Annotated in this window: 13 protein-coding genes; 8 read left to right on the top strand and 5 right to left on the bottom strand. The window is 44.7% G+C overall.

What is annotated here, in order from left to right; all coding sequences use genetic code 11:
• Window positions 1-3: 3 nt before the first annotated feature.
• On the top strand, window positions 4-1866 hold the full coding sequence (locus tag ACL9RF_RS06040) for a RagB/SusD family nutrient uptake outer membrane protein (protein ID WP_422799701.1): 1863 nt from the start codon (window positions 4-6) through the stop codon (window positions 1864-1866).
• Window positions 1867-3061: 1195 nt separating this feature from the next.
• On the opposite strand, the gene ACL9RF_RS06035 is transcribed toward ACL9RF_RS06040, so the two are convergent.
• A complete protein-coding gene (locus ACL9RF_RS06035) occupies window positions 3062-4303 on the bottom strand; it encodes a hypothetical protein (RefSeq protein ID WP_422799700.1) in 1242 nt (413 codons plus the stop codon).
• An 11-nt stretch (window positions 4304-4314) separates the two neighbouring features.
• Window positions 4315-7179: a TonB-dependent receptor domain-containing protein gene (locus ACL9RF_RS06030; protein ID WP_422799699.1), complete on the bottom strand. Its 2865-nt coding sequence runs from the start codon at window positions 7177-7179 to the stop codon at window positions 4315-4317.
• A gap of 247 nt (window positions 7180-7426) precedes the next feature.
• Between ACL9RF_RS06030 and ACL9RF_RS06025 the strand changes: the two genes are divergently transcribed.
• The 6 genes from ACL9RF_RS06025 (at window position 7427) to ACL9RF_RS06000 (ending at window position 13374) form a co-directional block, all read left to right on the top strand.
• Window positions 7427-7756, top strand: a complete 330-nt coding sequence (locus ACL9RF_RS06025; RefSeq protein WP_422799698.1) for a hypothetical protein — start codon at window positions 7427-7429, stop codon at window positions 7754-7756.
• The gene (locus ACL9RF_RS06020) at window positions 7728-8654 is read left to right on the top strand and encodes an FAD:protein FMN transferase (protein WP_422799697.1); all 927 of its coding nucleotides are present in this window, start codon (window positions 7728-7730) and stop codon (window positions 8652-8654) included. Before ACL9RF_RS06025 ends, ACL9RF_RS06020 begins: the two co-directional genes overlap by 29 nt.
• Window positions 8645-9904, top strand: coding sequence for an electron transport complex subunit RsxC (gene rsxC / locus ACL9RF_RS06015; protein WP_422799696.1), 1260 nt, complete (start codon window positions 8645-8647; stop codon window positions 9902-9904). Before ACL9RF_RS06020 ends, rsxC begins: the two co-directional genes overlap by 10 nt.
• A gap of 21 nt (window positions 9905-9925) precedes the next feature.
• Complete coding sequence (locus ACL9RF_RS06010; RefSeq protein ID WP_422799695.1) at window positions 9926-11011, top strand: RnfABCDGE type electron transport complex subunit D; 1086 nt, start codon at window positions 9926-9928, stop codon at window positions 11009-11011.
• Window positions 11012-11021: 10 nt separating this feature from the next.
• Window positions 11022-11675 carry a nitroreductase family protein gene (locus ACL9RF_RS06005; protein ID WP_422799694.1) on the top strand — a complete coding sequence of 218 codons (654 nt, stop codon included), beginning with the start codon at window positions 11022-11024 and terminating at the stop codon, window positions 11673-11675.
• A gap of 670 nt (window positions 11676-12345) precedes the next feature.
• On the top strand, window positions 12346-13374 hold the full coding sequence (locus ACL9RF_RS06000) for a bestrophin family protein (protein ID WP_422799693.1): 1029 nt from the start codon (window positions 12346-12348) through the stop codon (window positions 13372-13374).
• Window positions 13375-13469: 95 nt separating this feature from the next.
• Here ACL9RF_RS06000 and ACL9RF_RS05995 read toward each other — a convergent pair whose 3' ends face one another.
• The 3 genes from ACL9RF_RS05995 to ACL9RF_RS05985 form a co-directional block, all read right to left on the bottom strand.
• Window positions 13470-14573 carry an L-dopachrome tautomerase-related protein gene (locus ACL9RF_RS05995; protein WP_422799692.1) on the bottom strand — a complete coding sequence of 368 codons (1104 nt, stop codon included), beginning with the start codon at window positions 14571-14573 and terminating at the stop codon, window positions 13470-13472.
• A gap of 209 nt (window positions 14574-14782) precedes the next feature.
• Window positions 14783-15952, bottom strand: coding sequence for an NAD(P)-binding domain-containing protein (locus ACL9RF_RS05990; protein ID WP_422799691.1), 1170 nt, complete (start codon window positions 15950-15952; stop codon window positions 14783-14785).
• 134 nt (window positions 15953-16086) lie between these two features.
• Window positions 16087-17037, bottom strand: coding sequence for a helix-turn-helix domain-containing protein (locus ACL9RF_RS05985; protein WP_422799690.1), 951 nt, complete (start codon window positions 17035-17037; stop codon window positions 16087-16089).
• A 115-nt stretch (window positions 17038-17152) separates the two neighbouring features.
• On the opposite strand from ACL9RF_RS05985, the gene ACL9RF_RS05980 reads away from it, so the two are divergent.
• Window positions 17153-19540 carry a TonB-dependent receptor plug domain-containing protein gene (locus ACL9RF_RS05980; protein ID WP_422799689.1) on the top strand — a complete coding sequence of 796 codons (2388 nt, stop codon included), beginning with the start codon at window positions 17153-17155 and terminating at the stop codon, window positions 19538-19540.
• Window positions 19541-19557 lie beyond the last annotated feature (17 nt).

Raw genomic sequence — 19557 nt, 5'->3', positions numbered from 1 at the left:
ATTATGAAAAATATAGTAAAGACTTCGGTTTTCTTAGGTGCATTATTGCTGACTTCATGTGCGAAATTTTTGGATAGAATGCCGGATGATCAGCTGACATTGGAGATGGTGTTTAAGGATAAAACGAGAACCGAGGATTGGTTGGCAGGAATTTATAGCAATATTCCAGATCCGTACTGGAGTTTCGCTCGTTATGTGGGCTGGGACTCCATGTCGGATGATATGGCCCCATCAACGGGATGGGAGCAGTTCGACTGGACTGTTATTGGTCGGCAGATAGGGAACTGGAACCCCAGTACCAATTGGTCGCCAAATTATTGGGTGGAGCTGCCTAGACGTATTCGCTCGGCCTTTATTTTTCTGGACAATGTGAAGGCAAACCCAACACAGTTGGTGACGGAAGCGGAGGTGAACTTAATGAAGGCGGAGGCTCGTTTTATGATTGCCTATTACTATTCTTTGCTGATCGATACGTATGGGGCTGTACCTTTTCAGTTGGGTATTACGGACCCAAATGCGTCTAGTGAAGAGCTGTTGCTCGGACAAACACCTTTTGACGATATCGTGAATTGGATTGATCAGGAGCTGTTGGCGGTGTCCAAAATTTTGCCTGCCCGGTATTCTGCAGCGCAGAAGTATGGACGTGCTACGTCCATTATGTGCTTGGCTGTGCGTGCACGTACGCTATTGTTTGCGGCAAGTCCGTTAGTAAATGGGAATCCGGCGTATGCAAATTTTAAAAATAAGAAGGGCGAGAACCTCTATGCTACGACCTATGATGCCTCCAAATGGAAGGCTGCTGCCGATGCTTCCAAGCTGTTGATTGACGAGGCTCTGGCGGCGGGTCATAAGTTGTATTATGAATATAACGATGACGGGAGTATTGACCCCTTCTTGTCGTACCAAAATATGATGTTCCGTAGGCCTCAGGATGGTAATAATGAAATTCTCTTTGCCCGTATGCAGTGTGATATTTTTGAATACGACAAGCATGCAACACCTCGGGGTACGGGGGGAAATGGCGGTCTCGGAATTACACAATCGTTAGTGGATGCTTTCTTTATGGAGAATGGCCGGACTATTGACGACCCTGCCTCTGGATATGTGGAAAAAGGGTTCTCTACTGCCGCAGAGGTGCGTAACACAAAATGGATAGAGTCGCAGGGAGAAGGAAAGGTTACCCTTGCTGGTACGTACAATATGTACACCCATCGGGAGCCTCGTTTTTATATTTCGGTGCTGTATAATGGGGCTTGGTATAGGCGGGAGAATAGGACTACTATGTTTTATAATGGAAATTGGGATGGTGGACCAACGCATGATGCGCCACAGAATGGTTATCTTGTGCGCAAGAAGGTGCACCCCGATCATGATCCCCGTAATTGGACGAACCCTTACCGTCCTGGAATATTGTACCGCTTAGGGGAGGTATATCTTAATTATGCCGAAGCATTGAATGAAACAGATCCTGGTAATCCGGATATCCTCCAGTATTTAAACCTTATCCGTGAGCGGGCTGGTATTCCGCAGTTTGGAAAGGGGGCTAACGCATTGCCTGTGCCGGCATCGCAGGAGGCTATGCGGCAGGCGATACGCCGGGAGCGTAGGGTAGAGTTGAATAATGAAGGTATTCGCTACGGCGATATTCGGCGTTGGAAGATTGGGGAGCAGACTTTAAATGGAAACTTCTATGGGATGAACTTTGCTGGCACGGTGCGTGATGATAGTGAGTCCAACAGTGATGCTTTCTTTAAACGTACGGTGTATCAACGACGGGTGTTTGCGGAAAAGAATTATTGGTTTCCGGTGCCGCAGGTAGAAATTGATAAAAATCCAAACCTGGTGCAGAACCCGGGTTGGAACTAAAATATTCCTGTACGGCTTTTTTATTATTATTTGCTTTTTGGCTGTATTCCTACTTGGGATACAGCCTTTTTTGGGATTTTTATTTTAGGTTTTTGCTTAAATATTTTGTTTTAATTGGGTTCGTTAGATTTCTGTTTTTTAATGCTGTATGTTTTAAAATAAGGGGGTATACAGCATGTAGTTATTGTGCTTCTCCTATTAGCTGCTGCTGGTTCAGGTTTAGGTTTAGGTTCAGGTTTAGGATTGGATTAGTTAATGTTGCTTATGGAGGAATTGGCATCTACATGCCCATATCGGCTGTTTAGGTTTAAGGGCTGAATAAGGCCTTCTAAGCGCATTCTATAGCAAACTCACTAGGTAAGCTCAATTTTATTTTTTTTAGAGCCTTAGAGCGCATTAAAATAAGTATGAAGAATTCCTTGTTATTGCAAAAGTGTATTTCTTTCTTTTTATTTCCCCCTTGCGTTTGCACACTGTCTGGTGTGAACGGTTAACGGTCAACGTTTGACTGTCAACGGGCGCTGAATGGGGGTTGGGGGTATACCTTTAAACTGCCGACGCGCAAGTTTACCGCAAGCCATTTTAGATTGAATCGTATGCACCGGCAGCTGCAAATGGTTTACGAATATTAAGAAGATTAAGAAGATTACAAGGACTGTTAGGGACTCGTGAAATGTAGTATTCAGAATAAGATTTGGTGGGCCATAGTGGGTTGTAACTTCTATTAACTATAAAGAAACCAGCATTTTTAAACAGGTGTAAATCAGGATTTAAAATGTATAGTTATAAACCTTATGTTTACTATTAAAACCCTGTTTTATTCCATAATAAACGGTCGTTTTGTAGAGCTAATATGCCAGTAATTAGCGCCAACAGCAAGGCGCATTTAGGCAGCTCCACGCCATCAAATTGTAGTCAGCGGTGGCCTAAACAGCAAGGTTCAAATGTTGAAAACCAAGCCCAAAATACCGGATAATAGGCGATCGCCATTTAGGAAGGGTAGCCGGGGCATTTTTTAGGTTTAAGTAGATAGCTTAATTCCTCAAATTTAGCTACCAAACGACGGGTTACAGCAGTAGTATACGAAATTTCATGTCCTGTAAACATTTACCTTATGTATTTTATAAAATTGGTAATCAGTATAATTAATACTTGCCTGGAAGGGCAGTCCATGAACCGCCCTTCTAGGTAAGTATTAGTTTTGGGTCTCCATTTCGGGTACACCAATCCATTGCCACTGCCGTTTGCTAAAGCCCGGATTCAGGTCGCCATCCAAATGAAAACGACGCAAGTCAATAATCCGGGTTCCTCTCCACGAGAGGAAAACGCGACGTACCGCCACTATATCCATTAAGGTAAGGCTGCGGTCGGCAGCATAATTTGAGGCACCACTAGGATCGTATTTCTGAATCACCGTATTTACCAGGTCCACGGCATTTCCAGTCAACAACCCACGAACCACAAGCTCTGCACGGATAAGCTGCATCTCGTCAAAGTCCGATACCACAAGGGGGTCTCTCTCCTTAAACAGCACCAACGACCAATGTCCTTTGTCGGCCTTCGTAACGGGAATACGCGCCTTTTCACCTGCAGTTTTTAGCACCGCAATAAGAGCCGGGGCAACGGCAGCATCCCTGGACGTAAGGTTTAAAGCGCGGAAGAAAGGATGGCTTGTTGCACCCACGGTATTCAGGAAACTAAAGTTTTCTGACGCAGTAAAAGCCTGTCCGATATGCTTTACGGCAAGCTGATAATTACCCGTATGCATCCCCAATTTCGTTAGTAAAGCATGCAGCAAACGCTGTTCATACCCATTCGCCAAAGGCAGTGCATCTTGCCAGTACGCCTGAGCTTTGGCATACGCATCGAAGTGGCTTACCTCCCTATGGTCGGCAAAAACGGAATGACTACTATTGCTCACCGAAAAGTAATCCGCCATTAACATCCACGCATAACCAGCATGCAAGCGAGCATACAGCAAGGCAGCATTTTTAATTTTAACACCCTCTTCCTCACTCGGGAACAAGGATAAGGCATTCTGAATTGCCGCTTCGGCACGCGCACGGTAGTTTTGAACGTTCGACCATACCCCAAACAGAGCGGTATTATCCGGAGATAGCCTATCCGCATCCAGCTCCTTATAAAAAGGAGAATTAGGCACCGCTGTAGGCACAATCTCGTCTACAATGGCAGCCGATGCCACCAGAAGATCCGATGCCGACGAAGCGCCAGCGCGCCAAACACCAGCAATTACAGGGCCATTGACAAACGCACCATTTTCGATGCGCCCCAACATAGCGAGGCTATTCAGTTGCGATTCATCCACAGTATTATCGGGCAGTTTAACATTATTAACCCACTTATCACAGGAACTTAAGAAAAAAAGCGTAATACATACAAGGCTAGTTTTCTTCCAAAAGGCTTTTATAATCATCATTATATTTATACTTAAAATCCAATATTTACACTTACCGCAAAACTACGCGGTGCCGGTACAGCCGTCCAATCCGACGATAGGTACCCTATTCCACGCGTACGTTTACTGCCCCCTTGCGAGTCGATTTGCGGCTCTACGCCAGTATAGTTTGTTGTTAACCAAAGGTTATTACCCGTTAAAGAAACCATAAAACTGGTACAAGCACCATTCGTCTGCTTACGAATCCAAGCACCAAAATCGTACGATAGCGTTACATTGCTCAACCGTATAAAGTCGGCCTTTTCAATAAAGTGGCCCCTGGGCCCCTGGTACTTAGCGAGCTTATTTGCCGTAGCGATATAGTCTACTGTGCCTGGCGTCTGTGCCGCCAGTAAAGCCTTTAAATCCTCACTAGCCCTAAAGTTATTGCCCTGGCTAGCCGTATTGCGGTGCGTAATATTGTACAGCTTGGCGCCTTGTGCATAAGTAAACAGCGACTGCAAGCGTAACTTATCAAGCAGCAGCAAGTTAAAGCCAAAGGAGCCATTAAAGGTTGGGAAAGGCTTTCCTAATACCTGTGGAGCACTTTCCTTCGCATTAGCAAAGGTGCCATCCTCCCTAAAATTCGCCCCCTCAGAAACCCCCGTATAAAAAGCGAAGGCCGGAAGACCTTCACGAATAAGGTTTACGGTACTGATAATATCGCGGCCACCCGAGCTAATCACCTTATTAGACTGATGGTTCAACATAACAAAAAGGTCCAAGCTATTTTTCTGGCTTACACTGGTAAAAACACGGCTATTATACGTTAGCTCCATACCATTACCCCGAATTTTACCGATATTTTCAGGGTAATCTCCGCTCAAGCTGGAAGGCCAGCCCAGAGAAGGCAGTAAAGTAGTATACACAATAGCGTCGCGTGTATTTTGCAGGTAATACGTAAACGACAAACGCTGTTTTAAGAAGCTAATATCGGTACCAATTTCAAACTCACCAGTGCGTTCCGGACGGATATTTGGGTTTCCTTTACGCAACGGACTAACCTGCGTACCGAAGGAAGATTTCTCCACCAAATAAGCCGTCTGGGCATCATTAGGATAAGGCAGGCGCCCCGACTCGCCGTAGGCAGCGCGCAATTTCCAAGACTCTATAAAAGCAAACGGCGTCAAATTATAGGCCGCACTAATCGTAGGGTACCAAATGCTGGCCACATTTCGACCTATCATATTGGAAACATCACGGCGTAAACCCGTATTTATAAACAGCTGATCCTTATAACTTAAAAAGGCCTCTCCATAAATCCCATGCGTACGCTTTTCAAAATACGTATCCGTGGTACCCAGAATTTCAGCAGCCGAGGAAATATTGCTGATACCTGGGATAGCAAAGTTACGAACCTGAATCCCCGAAACGCTCTCCGACGATTGGGTAAGCTGTGAAAGCAAGGCGATATTCAGTTTCCAGTCGGGATCCAAGTCAAAACTCCGTGACAGCTTAATATCCCAGTTTAAATTTTTGTTTTTACGGTTGCTAACCTGTTTACTTCCAGTGCGGTTAGAGCCCTGCAAGTACCCATAAGGCAGGTAATTAAGACCATCAATAAAATTATAGTCTACGCCAAGCAAAGACTCCATTTTAATACGGTAAGGAAGGCTGTAGCTCAGCTTTACACTCCCCGTAAACCGGTCATTAGCATAACTTTTCTCCAAAGCCCGCCATGACTCCTCCGAAATATAAGGCCAAGGCTTCTGGTCGCGCAGCAAGTTCCATAAAGCATCATCACGGCCAGAGGCCGATTGAGGGATAGCTAATTTACCCCTAACATACCCAGCAGTAAACCCCAGTTTAAAATCAGACTTGCTAAAGTCGTAACCCGCCCGGAAGCTATATCTATTGTCCTTATTTCCCGGAATAGTTCCCGTGGCGGCATTCGAATTTGCCGAGAAGAAGAGGCTGTTTGCCGGATTAAAACGCGCGCTAAGGTTAGCATAAAACTGATTCTGATGGCCATGCACAAAGAAATCATTCACCGCATCGTTATTAACAAATTTGCTGTATTTATTAGCTAACTCACTAAAACCACCCGTATACCTCACCTGTATACCTACAACCTTTTTGTCGCCAGCTAAACCATCTAAACCACCTAAACCACCTAAACCTCTTTTAGTTTGAATAATAACCACCCCATTAGCCGCTTCCGCACCATACGACGCCGCCGCCGCCGGGCCCTTGATAACATCAATAGTGGCAATATCATTTAAAGGAAGGTCATTCAGCGCACTCATAGCCTCCTGCGACGAGTTGATATCCGAAGTATTACTGCTGTTATACCGGACGCCATCAATAAAAATTAAAGGATCACGATCCATACTAAAAGTCGCCGCCGAGCGGATATCAAAACGTATAGGCATGCCCAACTTGCCATTGGTATTATACACCTGCGCGCCACTGATACGGCCATTCAAAAGCTCAGCCAAAGAGGAGGGATTGCTCTTGGCAACAATATCTGCAGCATTCACCTGGTCAACATGAGTACCAATAGCCCTTCTGCTACGTGCATTAGCCAAGCTAGCCGTAATCATAACCTCATCCAACGCTACACCCGCAGTTAAGTCGACCTGTACGTGCTGACCCTCATAAACCTGCGCAAAATGCTGCTGAAAGCTGCTGTAGCCCACCATTTTTACAATTAACGTTTCCCCAGCATGCAAAACCAGCCTAAAGTTGCCCTTAGCATCAGCCACCGTGCGAATTTCGGGACGTTCCTTCACGCTAATACTAGCGCCAGGGATAGCTTCCTGGGAGGCTTTATTTAAAACCGTACCCAGCATGTTTTGCGCCTGAACTGCCGTACCTGTAAGTAAAGTCAAGCCCAAAACGCTTAGCAATTTATTCATATAAGTATAATTAATAATTCGTTATTTTTAATTAGTTTTAGTCTAAATAAAAGAAAGCGCAAAGGTAATAAATTTTGCAAGGCAGGCAAGGAATGTTCTTTATTCTTATAAATTTTCTTAATAAAGTAGGTTTTAAATATGACCAACTACATTCGTCACTTTTCAATGTAACACATCATTAATAACAAGTGCAGGAAAGGGCAAATGCCTATTTTAGGGCGTTTCACGAAGAAAAAGACAAAGAAATATGGTAAAAATAAAAGGTCAATCCCTTGTGCTCTACACCATCGGACTGCTGCTGTTACTTTTTGGACAACGTAACTTTTGGGAGAAACTTCAGGAAAACTTTACAGAAAAAGAAGCGGAGAAAAAGCAATTGGCAGCAGCCAAGGCCGCACGCGAGCAGAAATTCGAGGTACAGGAGCTGCAGTACAATACCAAAACGGAAACCTGGGAAAACCCAAACCTCTACTTTCAGCGCATTACCGTTGGCAAGGTTAACTATAAGCCCCTACAGGCCGCTATAAAAACAACTGTTGAATATAACGATGAAGAGAATGCATCCGAAAGTTACTAAAGCCTACCTTGTGCAAGAACGGCATCTTTTTTACTGCCGCATCCGTATTAAGATCCCAGCCCAATACAGTGAGTCGCTTTTAAACGCCTGTTTTGAGCGTCTGGAATGGATAGATCGCCGGTACAACGCCTACCAATACGGATCCTACTTTGAGCAGATAAACCGATATGCCGGTCAATGGGTGCAGGTAGATCAAGCCTGTTTACATATGCTCCACACCACCACGATGCTATCTGCAATAACCCAAGGTAGTTATGATATTACCTGTATGCCATGGATACGCCTATGGGGTTTTTATAAAAAAATACAGCATACCATACCAACAGCCGAAGCTATAGCAGGACAGCGCGCAAGGGTAAACTATAAAAACATCGAAATTCAAGGGCACAGTGTACGTATAGCCAAGGGACAAGAAATATGTACGGGCTCTTTTATTAAAGCCTATGCTGTAGATCAGGCTATGGCGTTTTTAAAAAGCAATGGCGTTACAGACGCCCTGATCAATGCAGGGGGGAGTACCATTATTGGCATCAACGACCGTAGTCACGACAGCTGGAAGATCCATATTCCATCCGCCTTTACCCCAGGCGAGTATACCGATCGATTGGAGTTGTGCAACCAATGCTTCAGCCTTTCAGGAAGATTAAATAGCCAGGTAACTCTGGCGGGAAAATCCTTTGGACATATCGTAAATTCAAAAACAGGATATCCAGCAACCACAGCGCAGGTAGGTCTACTTACAGATACTGCATTTCTTGGCGATGTACTCTCAACAGCCTTATTTACCGTAGACGCTAAGACGTTTATACCCACCCTGGAAAGCCTACAAAAACAAATTGATTTCCGTTACTATAGACTGGAAGCGGATGGTCAAAAAATATCCAATATATGCTTATAATACCCTCTTTGAAGAAAAAAACCAAACATCAAGGTCTACAAACACTGGACGATGCCGCAGATTTTTACCTGCCGCTAGCGGCTTATCGAAATACGATGATGCCTGTCGTAGAAATCGGCGCGACAGTTTTGAAGTATGAATTGCTAGCCGAATCGCAGGGTCCCTTTGCCAGCAAAATCCACGCCCCCGTTTCGGGTACAGTAGCGGCGCTGCTGGAGATCGATGGTAAGCAGGTGCTGCAGTTAAAAAACGATTACCAAGATACCCCCGTGCCGACAGCCCCTGTGGATGCCGAGGCACTCGATATACAAAGCTTCCGGCAGCTGCTGCTGGATTATGGTATACAGGGGGCAGGAGGATCCCAGTTTCCCACCCAGCTGAAATACAACCTTGAAGAATATAAGATTCATACCCTAATTTTCAATGGCGTAGAGTGCGAGCCCTACCTCACTGCAGATAGGGCATTGTTAAGCGAAAAAACAGTCCCACTTTTAAAAGCGGCGCAAGTAATCCAGAAAATCGTCGCTGCCGAAAGGATAGTCTTCGCCATAGAAAAACAAAACCGGCAGGTGAAACCTATACTCTTAAAACAGGCCGCTACGCTGGGGGTACCTATAGAGGTGCAGCTACTGCCGGATACCTATCCGCAAGGGGGGGAGCTACAGCTTATAAAATCCGTTGTTGGCAAGGAGCTCCGCAAAGGCAGCATTCCGGCACAGCATGGTATTTTGGTAAATAATATAGGAACCTTATGGGCTATCTATAAGGCAATTTTCGAAGGCAGTCCCAATGTGGAACGCGTCGTAACGGTATCCGGTAATGCCTGTGAGACTCTAGGAAACTATACCATAAAGTATGGAACGCCTGTGGCACATATTCTAAAGGCCACGGGAAACCCATGGAACCCGGAAGCACAAACTCTTGTGTTGGGAGGCGCTATGATGGGGAAGGCGATAAGCTCGGGTACAACAGCCATACATAAAGGAAGCGGCGGACTGCTGCTACTAAAAAAGCAAGCGGAAAACCAACAAAACTGCATTAAATGCGGATTATGCGTTGATGTTTGTCCGCAGCGCTTAATGCCCTTAGAATTTGTAAGGTTTAACCAACAGGGAAATCAAGCTGCCTTACAGCAGTACCATCTTGGCGATTGCATAGAATGCGGGGCCTGCGCCTACGTATGCCCTAGTCATGTACCCCTTATGGAAAATATTTTCAGTGGAAAAGCACAGCTATTTACCTCAGGCTAATGCTGTAAACATTATAAAATTATGCACATAAATCCTTTTATAAGAGAACGATTTAATACGACACAGCAAGTAATGCTTGATGTGGTTATTGCACTCTTACCAGTAATAGCTGCAGCCTGGCTGGCCTATGGATTCCAATTCTGGCGACTGCTGGGCATTGCCCTGGCCGTCGGTATACTAACCGAGTTTCTCTTTGCCGCCCTCCTTTGGCGTAAGTTTAACAGCCTACAAGATGGCTCCGTATTCGTAACGGTGCTGCTGCTGGTATGTACCCTATCACCGGCAACGCCGGCATATATTGTAGCCTTTGGTGCCTTTGCCGCTGTATTGTTTGGCAAGATACTTTGGGGAGGCCTAGGGAAAAACCGCTTTAACCCAGCATTAGTCGGGCGAGAGTTTATGGCTGTTTTTTTCGCCTCTACAATGACCTCCGCGGAGATATGGAATACGGCGGACTTGGTTCTTAGACCCGCGAAAGCACTATTTCCTGGAATACCTGACCCCTATGTGGCGGATCACCTTTCCGCATTGTTCTATAAACCCAATGGTGCCATGGGAGAGGTCTCCATTGTCGCTATTGCCCTTGCTGGGGTATACCTACTAGTACGGCAGCGTATCAGCTGGCATATCCCATTTTCGGTGCTCAGCATGTTCACCCTATGCTTATGGATAGGCGATACCAACGGAGCCAAATATGCCGTAGGGGGTATATTGCTAGCCACGGTTTTTATGGCCACCGATATGCCCTCCAGTCCGACAACGGCCAAAGGGAAATTTTACTATGGACTGATGATTGGGCTGGTAGCTTTTATAGGTATAAAGGCCGGTATTCGTTATGCCTACATGTCTTATGCTATACTACTGATGAATGCCTTCTCCGAACAAATCAGTACGCAATTTAGACCTGCAACCTGGGGAAGTACCCGGCATTGGCGTCAGCAAGTTGAGCCTGTTTTTAAGCTTACAGGTAAAATTCTGCTGCTGAGTTATGCGGTAATAAGCCTGTATCAACTCGATTATATAGCCTATTTACTATACATATACATCATATACCTGCTTATTAAGTTCAAGTACGTCCATTCAAAAAAAATAAATCATCTACTATAATTCACGCGTTATGAAAAAAATCATTTTACTTACGGCAGCAATTGTCTTTATGCTTTCCAGTTGTACGGAACCAGCCCCAGTGCAGCAGGTATATGAAGGCGATAATCGTTCGGCAATTATCGATAATATAATGACCCGTAGAGCAATTCGCAAATTTACGGCACAGCAGGTCAATGAAAATCAGATCGACACAATTATGAAAGCAGCAATTTATGCCCCAAGTACACTCAATAAGCAAGCTTGGGAAATTCGTGTCGTACAGAACCCTAATATTATTGAGGAGATTAATAAACGCTTCTTAGCCTATGCCCAAGGCAAGGAGTTTCAAGGAAGTGCTGCCCGCTATCGGGAACCCGGTTTCAGTATCTCCCACCATGCCCCAACAATCGTTGTGATTGCTACCGAAAAGGGGAGTGCACATGGTAAATTAGATGCAGGTTTAGCCTTAGAAAATATCCTGTTGAGTGCCCATGCTCTAGGATTAGGAACCTGCCCATTGGGTACCCTTGTACCCATTTTAAATCGCCCAGAGCATGCCGATCTTTTACGGTTGATGAATATTCCAGATGATTATGAGGTTACGATCAATGTTGCACTAGGGTATCCTGCAGAAAGTCCGGACGCACCGTTGCGGCATACCGATAGGGTTAAAATTATAAAATAACCGTGAGGTGGGTGACAGCTGCACCATGTACCGGCTTGCTTTCCCATGAAAACACAGCCCTTTTTACCTGTCGATTAGCAAGAAGTTGTTAAAATTAGTCATGCCCGCATAAAGCAAGCAGCCTATACCTAAACAAAAAACGCCTAAGGTGGGGAACCTTAGGCGTTTTTAAATTAACCAATTATTAACCTAAATTATGAATGTACTTAAAGAACGCAATTGCCGTGCCTTTCGTTTATGGCCATAAACCTTTTAACGTCTTTTAACAAAGCTATGACCCTAAAATGATATTAAAGTCCCTTATCGATCCTCCCTTGAAATGAGTAGACCCTGGAAGCCAAATAAACAACGCTTTTCGCAATCCACAAGTCCTCCCTACGAAATCAGAAAGGGCATTGTCCAGTGCCGATATAGCCTTGTAATACCCTGCGCTAGCCTAAAATAGGAGCCGTTTATTCGGCGTAGATCGTGCTAATTTATAAACGGCAGATCTGAAGAGGAAATTCTAAATTCTACAGCACAAGCAAATAGTGGGAGATAAAATTACGGTTTTTGGGAAGGTCGACTCGGTGTTAGGTCCTGAACTATAAAAAAAATTAGCTATACATTAAACATATAGATTTTTTTTCGAATCTTTAAGGCCGGGTTTTAACATATACCATTTTACGCCATGATTGTTAGAAAAAATTTAAAACTTAAAACTATTATTCAGTTTGCAGGGCAGCATATTATATACCTATTCGGATATATGTTGTTGGTCGCCCTATTGTATAAGGTATGCGACTGGCACTGGATTTCAATACCATGGTTACCCGTGTCGTTGGTCGGTACCGCCTTAGCCTTTTACTTAGGATTTAAGAATAACCAGTCATACGACAGGGTATGGGAGGCTCGAAAAATATGGGGCGGTATTGTAAACAGCAGCCGCAGTTGGGGGATAGCAGTCGATGCGTATATACGGAATAGCGAAAATACGGAGTATACCAAAATAGAGCTTGAAGAGGAGAAAAAGCGATTAGTATATCGGCATATTGGCTGGCTCTATACCCTACGCGAGCAGCTACTGGTACCGACACAATGGGAGCATGTAAGCTTAAGTAAACATTTCAGTAAAATTGCCTTACGCCGTAAAGAGCAGGATGGTATCGGTCAATTTGTAGCGTATTTAAATCCCCAGCAGGAGGCCAATTATTTTAGCGATGCCAAGCGTCTTTCGGCGGTTACCAATAAAGCGACACAGTTGATTCACTTGCAGGCGCAGGATCTAGCTCGCTTGGAAGGAGCGGAGCTAATACATATGCGGCGACAGCTGGAGATGCAAAAGCTGCTGGCCGAATTTTATGAACATCAAGGGAAGGCGGAGCGGATTAAAAAATTCCCGCTACCCCGGCAGTATGCCAACCTAAGTTTTATATTCAACTGTATTTTTATCTTTTTGCTGCCCTTGGGTATTGTTGCCGAGTTTGCGAAGATCGGCGATATGGGGGTATGGTTAATGATTCCTTTTGCGACAATGGTGGGTTGGATTTATGTTTTAATGGAACTGATAGGCGACTATTCGGAGAACCCCTTTGAGGGCCTTGGCACGGATATTCCCATGCTATCAATCTGCCGAACTATCGAGATCGACCTGTTAGAGATGTTAGGGGAGACGGATGTGCCGAAACCTATACAACCCGTAAATGATATTTTAATGTAGGGAATATAAGGTAACGCACTATTACTAGTACTAGAGCAATACAGGGAATCTTTATACCGATTCCCTGTATCCCGTAAATACCTATATTTCCAGGTCTAGTATAACTTAATACGCACAATTTTATAAGGCCCCTGGCGTTGATTTTTACCGTTATGAAATTGGGGCTGTTCATCAATACGGGAGCAGCTTATATATAACCAGCCATCAGCGGTAAAATGATAGCTATCGGGCCAGGCAAGCGCCTCATCTGGCGGTACGATGACCCGCACCTTCAGGTCGGGGCTGAGGCAGATCAGTTGTCGTTTTTCCAAATCCCCCAGATACAGATTCCCCAGATTGTCCATGCCCAAACCATCCGTTGTCGTAAAATTCCCAAGGCATAGAACCCTAGCCTCCAATTCATCGTCAGACAGCGCCGTATGGTTAAGATCGGCAGTCGCAACTTTAAACAGTCTATCGTCGGTAAGGGCTTTAAAAAATAAGAATTTACCATCCGGACTTAAGGCAATACCATCCGAATGTACCCGAAAGGGCTTGCCATGCTGTAGCAAGGGTTTATTATGGCGCTGCATCTGGTAGCTGGTATCGGCGAGGGTCACCCGGCGATGGTTTAGTACCTGCCGCACATCTCCCGATTTCAGATCTACTATAATAATACCACCTTGGTTGGAGTTGGTTATATAAGCCAGCTGGTTTTTGCTGTCGATACGAGCGTCGTTAGCGTAGCTACCTCCGTCAGTGGCAGCTGCAAGCGGGTATACCCGCAGCACCGTATTTGTTTTAAGATCTATCTGCACCAGCTTTTGTCCTTTATCGGTTTGCGGTAAAGTGCCTGTAGCACCGGCATCAACCACCCACATAAAATCTTCTTGATCGATTACAACAGCCTGCACGCACAGGAAATGGGCCATTTTATCGCCGCTGCCATTCCAGCTATTCCAGGTTTTATCGGGAAACGGTTTAGACTGATGAAGGGAGGTAACCTCCTCTAAAGCATTTTGATATGGCCCCGCCCAGCGGGGATAATTGGTGAAGATGCGGCCGGTGGCCGAAACAGCGACACCGGTCAGCTGCCGTTCCTTATTTTCAAAAACCGTTTGCATGGTTCCTGCTTTTGGTGCTGGTTGCGCATGTGCTGCTTCTGCGCCTATTCCTATGGCTAGGAATAAAAATACAAGGAGGGATTTAAATTTCGTCATACGAATAAATTGTATAGTACTGGCTAACAAATTTCGATATTCTATACCTGTTCTATTATCCTTTAAACGTCAAAAAACTTGACTTTAAACTTCGTTTCGTATATATACTGCTTAAGTATAGTTGTGATTAAAATATTATATTAAGTAAGACGATTGAAAAGGCTGGCAGTGCTAACGAAAATACCCGAGTAGGGGAAGTCCCTTTTAGCCTATTGGCCTAGCTTAAGAAAATCAATAAGCTCCTTGGCGGCGGCTCTACCCGCTCTATTAGCCCCAATTGTAGATGCCGATGGACCATAACCCGTTAAATGTATGCGTGGGTCTGCGGCCACCTGCGTGGCTAAGCGCCCCGACATCTGTATACCGCCTTTCGCATGTATTAAGCCCAATGGGGCCAAATGATCTAAAGTATGTTGGAAACCCGTATTCCACAATATGACATCTACATCCAGATAATGGCCATTGGCCCATCGCACCCCTGTAGGAGTAATCTCGTCGAACATCGGTTGGCGTGCTAAGACACCGGATTTTAACATCTCCTCAATCGCTGGCGTCCGTGGAAGGCCCGTTACCGAAACCACGGAATTTGGAGGCAGGCCATCGCGCACACGCTGGTCGACCATGGCCACAGAGGCTCGACCGAGTTCTGCTGTAAAGCTGTATGCTTTAAATTCAGGTGGTCTGCGGCTTACCCAGGTTGTTTGTGTAACCTTCGAAATTTCGCCAAGCAACTGTATGGCCGATATGCCTGCACCAACAATTAACACATGCTTACCGACAAATGCGGCTGCATTTTTATACTGCTGGGTATGGAGCTGTATCCCTTGGAAAGTATCCCATCCAGGGTATTTCGGCAGGTTGGGCGTTTTCCAGGTGCCTGTGGCATTGATAATCCCTCGGGCACTGAACTGTACGGCATTGGTATGAACTAAAAACCGGCCGTTTTTTTCTTCGACCTTCGTTACTTTTACGGGGCGTATAATCGGAAGTTTATACTGTTTTTCGTAGGCGGCATAGTATTGTGGAAGAGCTACATTTGCTCGAATGGCTTTATCCGTCTGATCTACTGCATCCGCAAAAGATAATCCCGGAAGGTCGTTTATACCATTCACATTAGTTAAGGTCAGGGAGTCCCACCGGTGCTGCCATGCGCCACCTGCGCCAGACTCGTCGTCTAATACCACAAAACCTTTGCCGGGTTCAATACCATAACGCTTAAGGTAATAGGCTGCCGACAAGCCGGCTTGGCCAGCACCGATAACAACGATATCAACCTTATAAAATAAGGTTGGCTGGCTTTTCTCGTTGGTAGAATGGCTTTCCATGCTGTTCGTGTTACTCCGGCTGGGGCGCTGCGGTGCGTGTTTTATTTCTTCCATATTCCTGATCTATATGCAATTGAATACTAGGTATACAAGATACAGAATAAAAGGTTTTATTGAATCGTATATCGGCTTGAATTTGCGTATGGTTAAGTGATTAAAATATTATGTTAAGTAAGGATGGTTATCTGTTATTTCCGGTTACGCAATTGAAGAGGAGATACCTGCTGCACTTTTTTAAAGGCCGCTGAAAAGTTGGACATACTTTGATAGCCCAGCAGGTGTGCAATTTCTTGAATAGAAAGGTTCGTATGCAGCAAGTATTCTTTAGCTTTACCCATGCGCAGTTCCTGGAGGTAGTTAAAGACCGTCTGTCCAAAAATCTGTTTAAAGCCATCCTTTAATTTAGTCTGATTAACGCCCACTAATTTAGCTAGTTCTAATATGGTAATAGGCTGATCCAGATTTTCCTGTATATGGAAAGCAGCCCTATGCATACGTTCAATATCTGCTTGGCTAAGTTTAATTTCTCTTGCCTGGTTCGAGCCCTCAAACAGTAAAGCTATCAGCTCATAAACCTTGGATTCCAGGTAAATGCGACGACTAAGGCCTTCAAAATTACACTGTTTAATGGCTTGTATACACTGCAACAGGCTGGTATTTGTGGCCAGTCCATGGGGGCTTAACTTACTACTACGGTTAGCTTCGATATGCGCCAGAAAGCCATCCAAGGCCTTGGATTCCCCGGCATATTTTTGCAAGATACTGCAGGGAATATGCACATCAAATGTGTGGTAAGCGTTGTTTTTACGGAAATCAATGGCGGCTTGATTTTCCTCGGGGGCGAGGAAAGCAATATTTCCAGAGAAAGCTTTAGTAATTTGAGATTTTCCCTGGCTATGGAAATGAATATCTTGATGCGATAGGTTAAACTGAATCTCTAACAAGGAAGCATCGCCTTTGCCGAAAATATTTAAATCCTCTTGCATGCTATATTTGGCCTGTATAATAGAAAGGCCGTGATTCAATTGTTGCTCCTCAAAGGTTATATCGCCCTTAGGCGTTCGAAAAAGCGTTTTTTCAGCTTCTGGAGAATCAACCAGAAAATCGCCAAGATCGGTACCAAAAAGTTGATAGCCCATTATATTACTTCCAAATTCATAATTAATACTTCCATATTCATAAAAAGCCAAAAGCGCTTTCGGCTACTTTTGTCGCTACAAATCTAATTTATAATTAGTATAAATAAAATATACAGTGAGTAAAACGCTATTACTTTTTCTATTTACATGGTTTACGGTCGGAGTATATGGCTGTCCGGTTACTTTTCGGGTATTAGATAAGGCGTCAGTCGGCCTGGCAGATATCAGTATTATTCTGACGAATAAGCAGAACCTGGGCAGTAGCAATGCAGAAGGTTTCTTGCGTACCGATTTATCTTCCGGCGCGTACCACTTGCAGTTAACCTATCGCCATAACGTTTTATTGGATACCAGCATTCGCGTAGACTGTGGTCTACATAACGCCTTTAATCTTGTCGTTGCGCAGCCGCAGGCTATGCAAGCTATTCAGGAGGTAGAAGTGCTATCGAAATCGGTCAAGGAGCAGTTAAACTTAAGTCCGTTTGCGGTGGAGGTGATTGATCTGAAACAGGACTATAACAAGGGGGGCGATGTGGCGGAGGTGATAAACCGTGCTTCCGGTGTAAAACTACGTACCGATGGTAATATTGGTTCTGTGGTACAGATTAACTTAGCCGGCTTGCAGGGAAAAGCCGTGCGCATATTTAAGGATGGCATTCCGATAGAATTGTATGGGCACGGATTTAATTTAGGCACTATTCCATTAAATATGCTAGAGCGGGTAGAAATATACAAGGGAGCACTGCCGATGCAGATTGCTTCCGACGCGTTGGGCGGCGGTATAAACCTAATTTCAAGACAGGCGTATAAAAATACATTGGAGGCTTCCTATGAAGCAGCATCCTTTGCTACCCATCGGGCTACCCTTTATGGGCTTTGGCTGGCCGACAATAAAAAGTGGTATGCAGGAACCAATAGTTCTTTTAACTACTCGAAAAATAACTATAAGGTGCATGTACCTGTCTATGCTGCGGAGAGTGGAAAGGCTGAATATAAGGATTTAAGGCGTTTTCACGATGCAGTGCGCAGCCATTATGCGGAGGTGTTTGCAGGACTGCAGCAGCGTAGCTGGGTCGACGATCTGCGCCTCAGTTTAATACAATCGGCTTTTTATAAGGAAATTCAGCACGACGGCATTATGAATAAGGTATATGGCGAGGCCTTTTCTAAGGAACGCAATTATACCAGCCATCTGGCTTATCGAAAATCTTTTTTTGAAGACCGCCTGCGGGTTAATTTTATGAGTAGCTACAGCTACTTTAAAACTTCCTTCATAGATACGGCAACGCAGCGTTACGGTTGGGATGGACATATAATAGGCCGTAACCTGCAGGCGGGAGAGATTAACCTCGGTAATTTCCAACATATAGACTATCATTTTCTATCGTCCAGGCTGGCTACCAGTTATCAGCTAAATCCACAGCATGCCTTGGATCTGAGTGCCTTTTATTATCAGCAGCAGCGTAAGGGCAGTGATCCTATGGGCGCGATATCTGCGCTGGATAAAATCGATGTGCTCACGGAGCCTGCTACCTATAGAAAGCATATTGTTGGCTTGGGCTTACGGTCTTTATGGTTCAACAGGCAGCTGGAGAGCATGCTGGGTGTAAAGCATTATTCCATGCATAGCAACGGATATACTACGGATAATTTTAGTTTAGGCTGGCGTACATCGACAGCGAAGCAGCAGCTGGGCTATTTGGCTGGCTTGCGCTGGAGTAATACCGACTTTCTGGTGAAATTATCCTATGAGTATGCCAACCGTTTGCCGGAGGAAGCTGAGCTGTTTGGCGATAATATTATGACTAAGGAAAATATGGCGCTGCAGCCCGAAAAAAGCCATAATATAAATCTGAATGGGCAATATACTTACGACGGCGATAACCATTACCTGCGGTTATCCTCCTCCTTATTCTATAGAAAGGTTAAGGATATTATTTTCCTGCAGTTAGATATTCCCTTTAATCGCTACATCAACTATGAGGAAGCGAAGGTTAAAGGGCTGGAATTCGAGGCCGAGTATAGGCCCTACAACTGGTTCGATATAGGTTTTAACGCTACCTATCAGGATCTACGGCGTATTAATATTCAAGAGCTGATGTTCCGTAACCTGGAAGGCTCACGTTTACCCAATATCCCCTTTCTTTTTGGCAACGTATGGTTGCAGAAGAATTTTAAGGATGTTGTTACGAAAAGTGACCGTTTGGATGTGCGCTGGAATGGCCATTATACCCACCGTTTCTTTTTATATGCCATCCCTGCCAGTCAGGAGCCTCCCTTATTCGGGAAGGTCGAGCAGTTTCAGTCGTCCCTGGTAATTCCTAACGATGGTAGGCTGGGGCAGTTTTCACATCAGCTGGGTCTCTATTATCAGTTTCCAGACTCCAAGATAGCCTTGTCGTTGGAGGGCCGTAACCTGAGCAACGTACGTCTGTATGACAATTTCAACATCCAGAAACCCGGTAGATCACTACACTTTAAAATCGTTTATCAATTTTTTTAATTATACTATATTCGAAT

The sequence above is a fragment of the Sphingobacterium sp. Mn56C genome (assembly GCF_049319645.1).
Classification (GTDB): Bacteria; Bacteroidota; Bacteroidia; order Sphingobacteriales; family Sphingobacteriaceae; genus Sphingobacterium.
This window is presented reverse-complemented; position numbering and strand designations above follow the sequence as displayed.

Bases quoted from the DNA above. Each gene is read 5' to 3' on its own strand.
- ACL9RF_RS05985 (WP_422799690.1), bottom strand. From the start codon at position 17,037: ATGGGCTATCAACTTTTTGGTACCGATCTTGGCGATTTTCTGGTTGAT.
- ACL9RF_RS05990 (WP_422799691.1), bottom strand. From the start codon at position 15,952: ATGGAAGAAATAAAACACGCACCGCAGCGCCCCAGCCGGAGTAACACG.
- ACL9RF_RS05995 (WP_422799692.1), bottom strand. From the start codon at position 14,573: ATGACGAAATTTAAATCCCTCCTTGTATTTTTATTCCTAGCCATAGGA.
- ACL9RF_RS06030 (WP_422799699.1), bottom strand. From the start codon at position 7,179: ATGAATAAATTGCTAAGCGTTTTGGGCTTGACTTTACTTACAGGTACG.
- ACL9RF_RS06010 (WP_422799695.1), top strand. From the start codon at position 9,926: ATGCACATAAATCCTTTTATAAGAGAACGATTTAATACGACACAGCAA.
- ACL9RF_RS06035 (WP_422799700.1), bottom strand. From the start codon at position 4,303: ATGATGATTATAAAAGCCTTTTGGAAGAAAACTAGCCTTGTATGTATT.
- rsxC (WP_422799696.1), top strand. From the start codon at position 8,645: ATGCTTATAATACCCTCTTTGAAGAAAAAAACCAAACATCAAGGTCTA.
- ACL9RF_RS06020 (WP_422799697.1), top strand. From the start codon at position 7,728: ATGAAGAGAATGCATCCGAAAGTTACTAAAGCCTACCTTGTGCAAGAA.
- ACL9RF_RS06025 (WP_422799698.1), top strand. From the start codon at position 7,427: ATGGTAAAAATAAAAGGTCAATCCCTTGTGCTCTACACCATCGGACTG.
- ACL9RF_RS06040 (WP_422799701.1), top strand. From the start codon at position 4: ATGAAAAATATAGTAAAGACTTCGGTTTTCTTAGGTGCATTATTGCTG.
- ACL9RF_RS06005 (WP_422799694.1), top strand. From the start codon at position 11,022: ATGAAAAAAATCATTTTACTTACGGCAGCAATTGTCTTTATGCTTTCC.
- ACL9RF_RS06000 (WP_422799693.1), top strand. From the start codon at position 12,346: ATGATTGTTAGAAAAAATTTAAAACTTAAAACTATTATTCAGTTTGCA.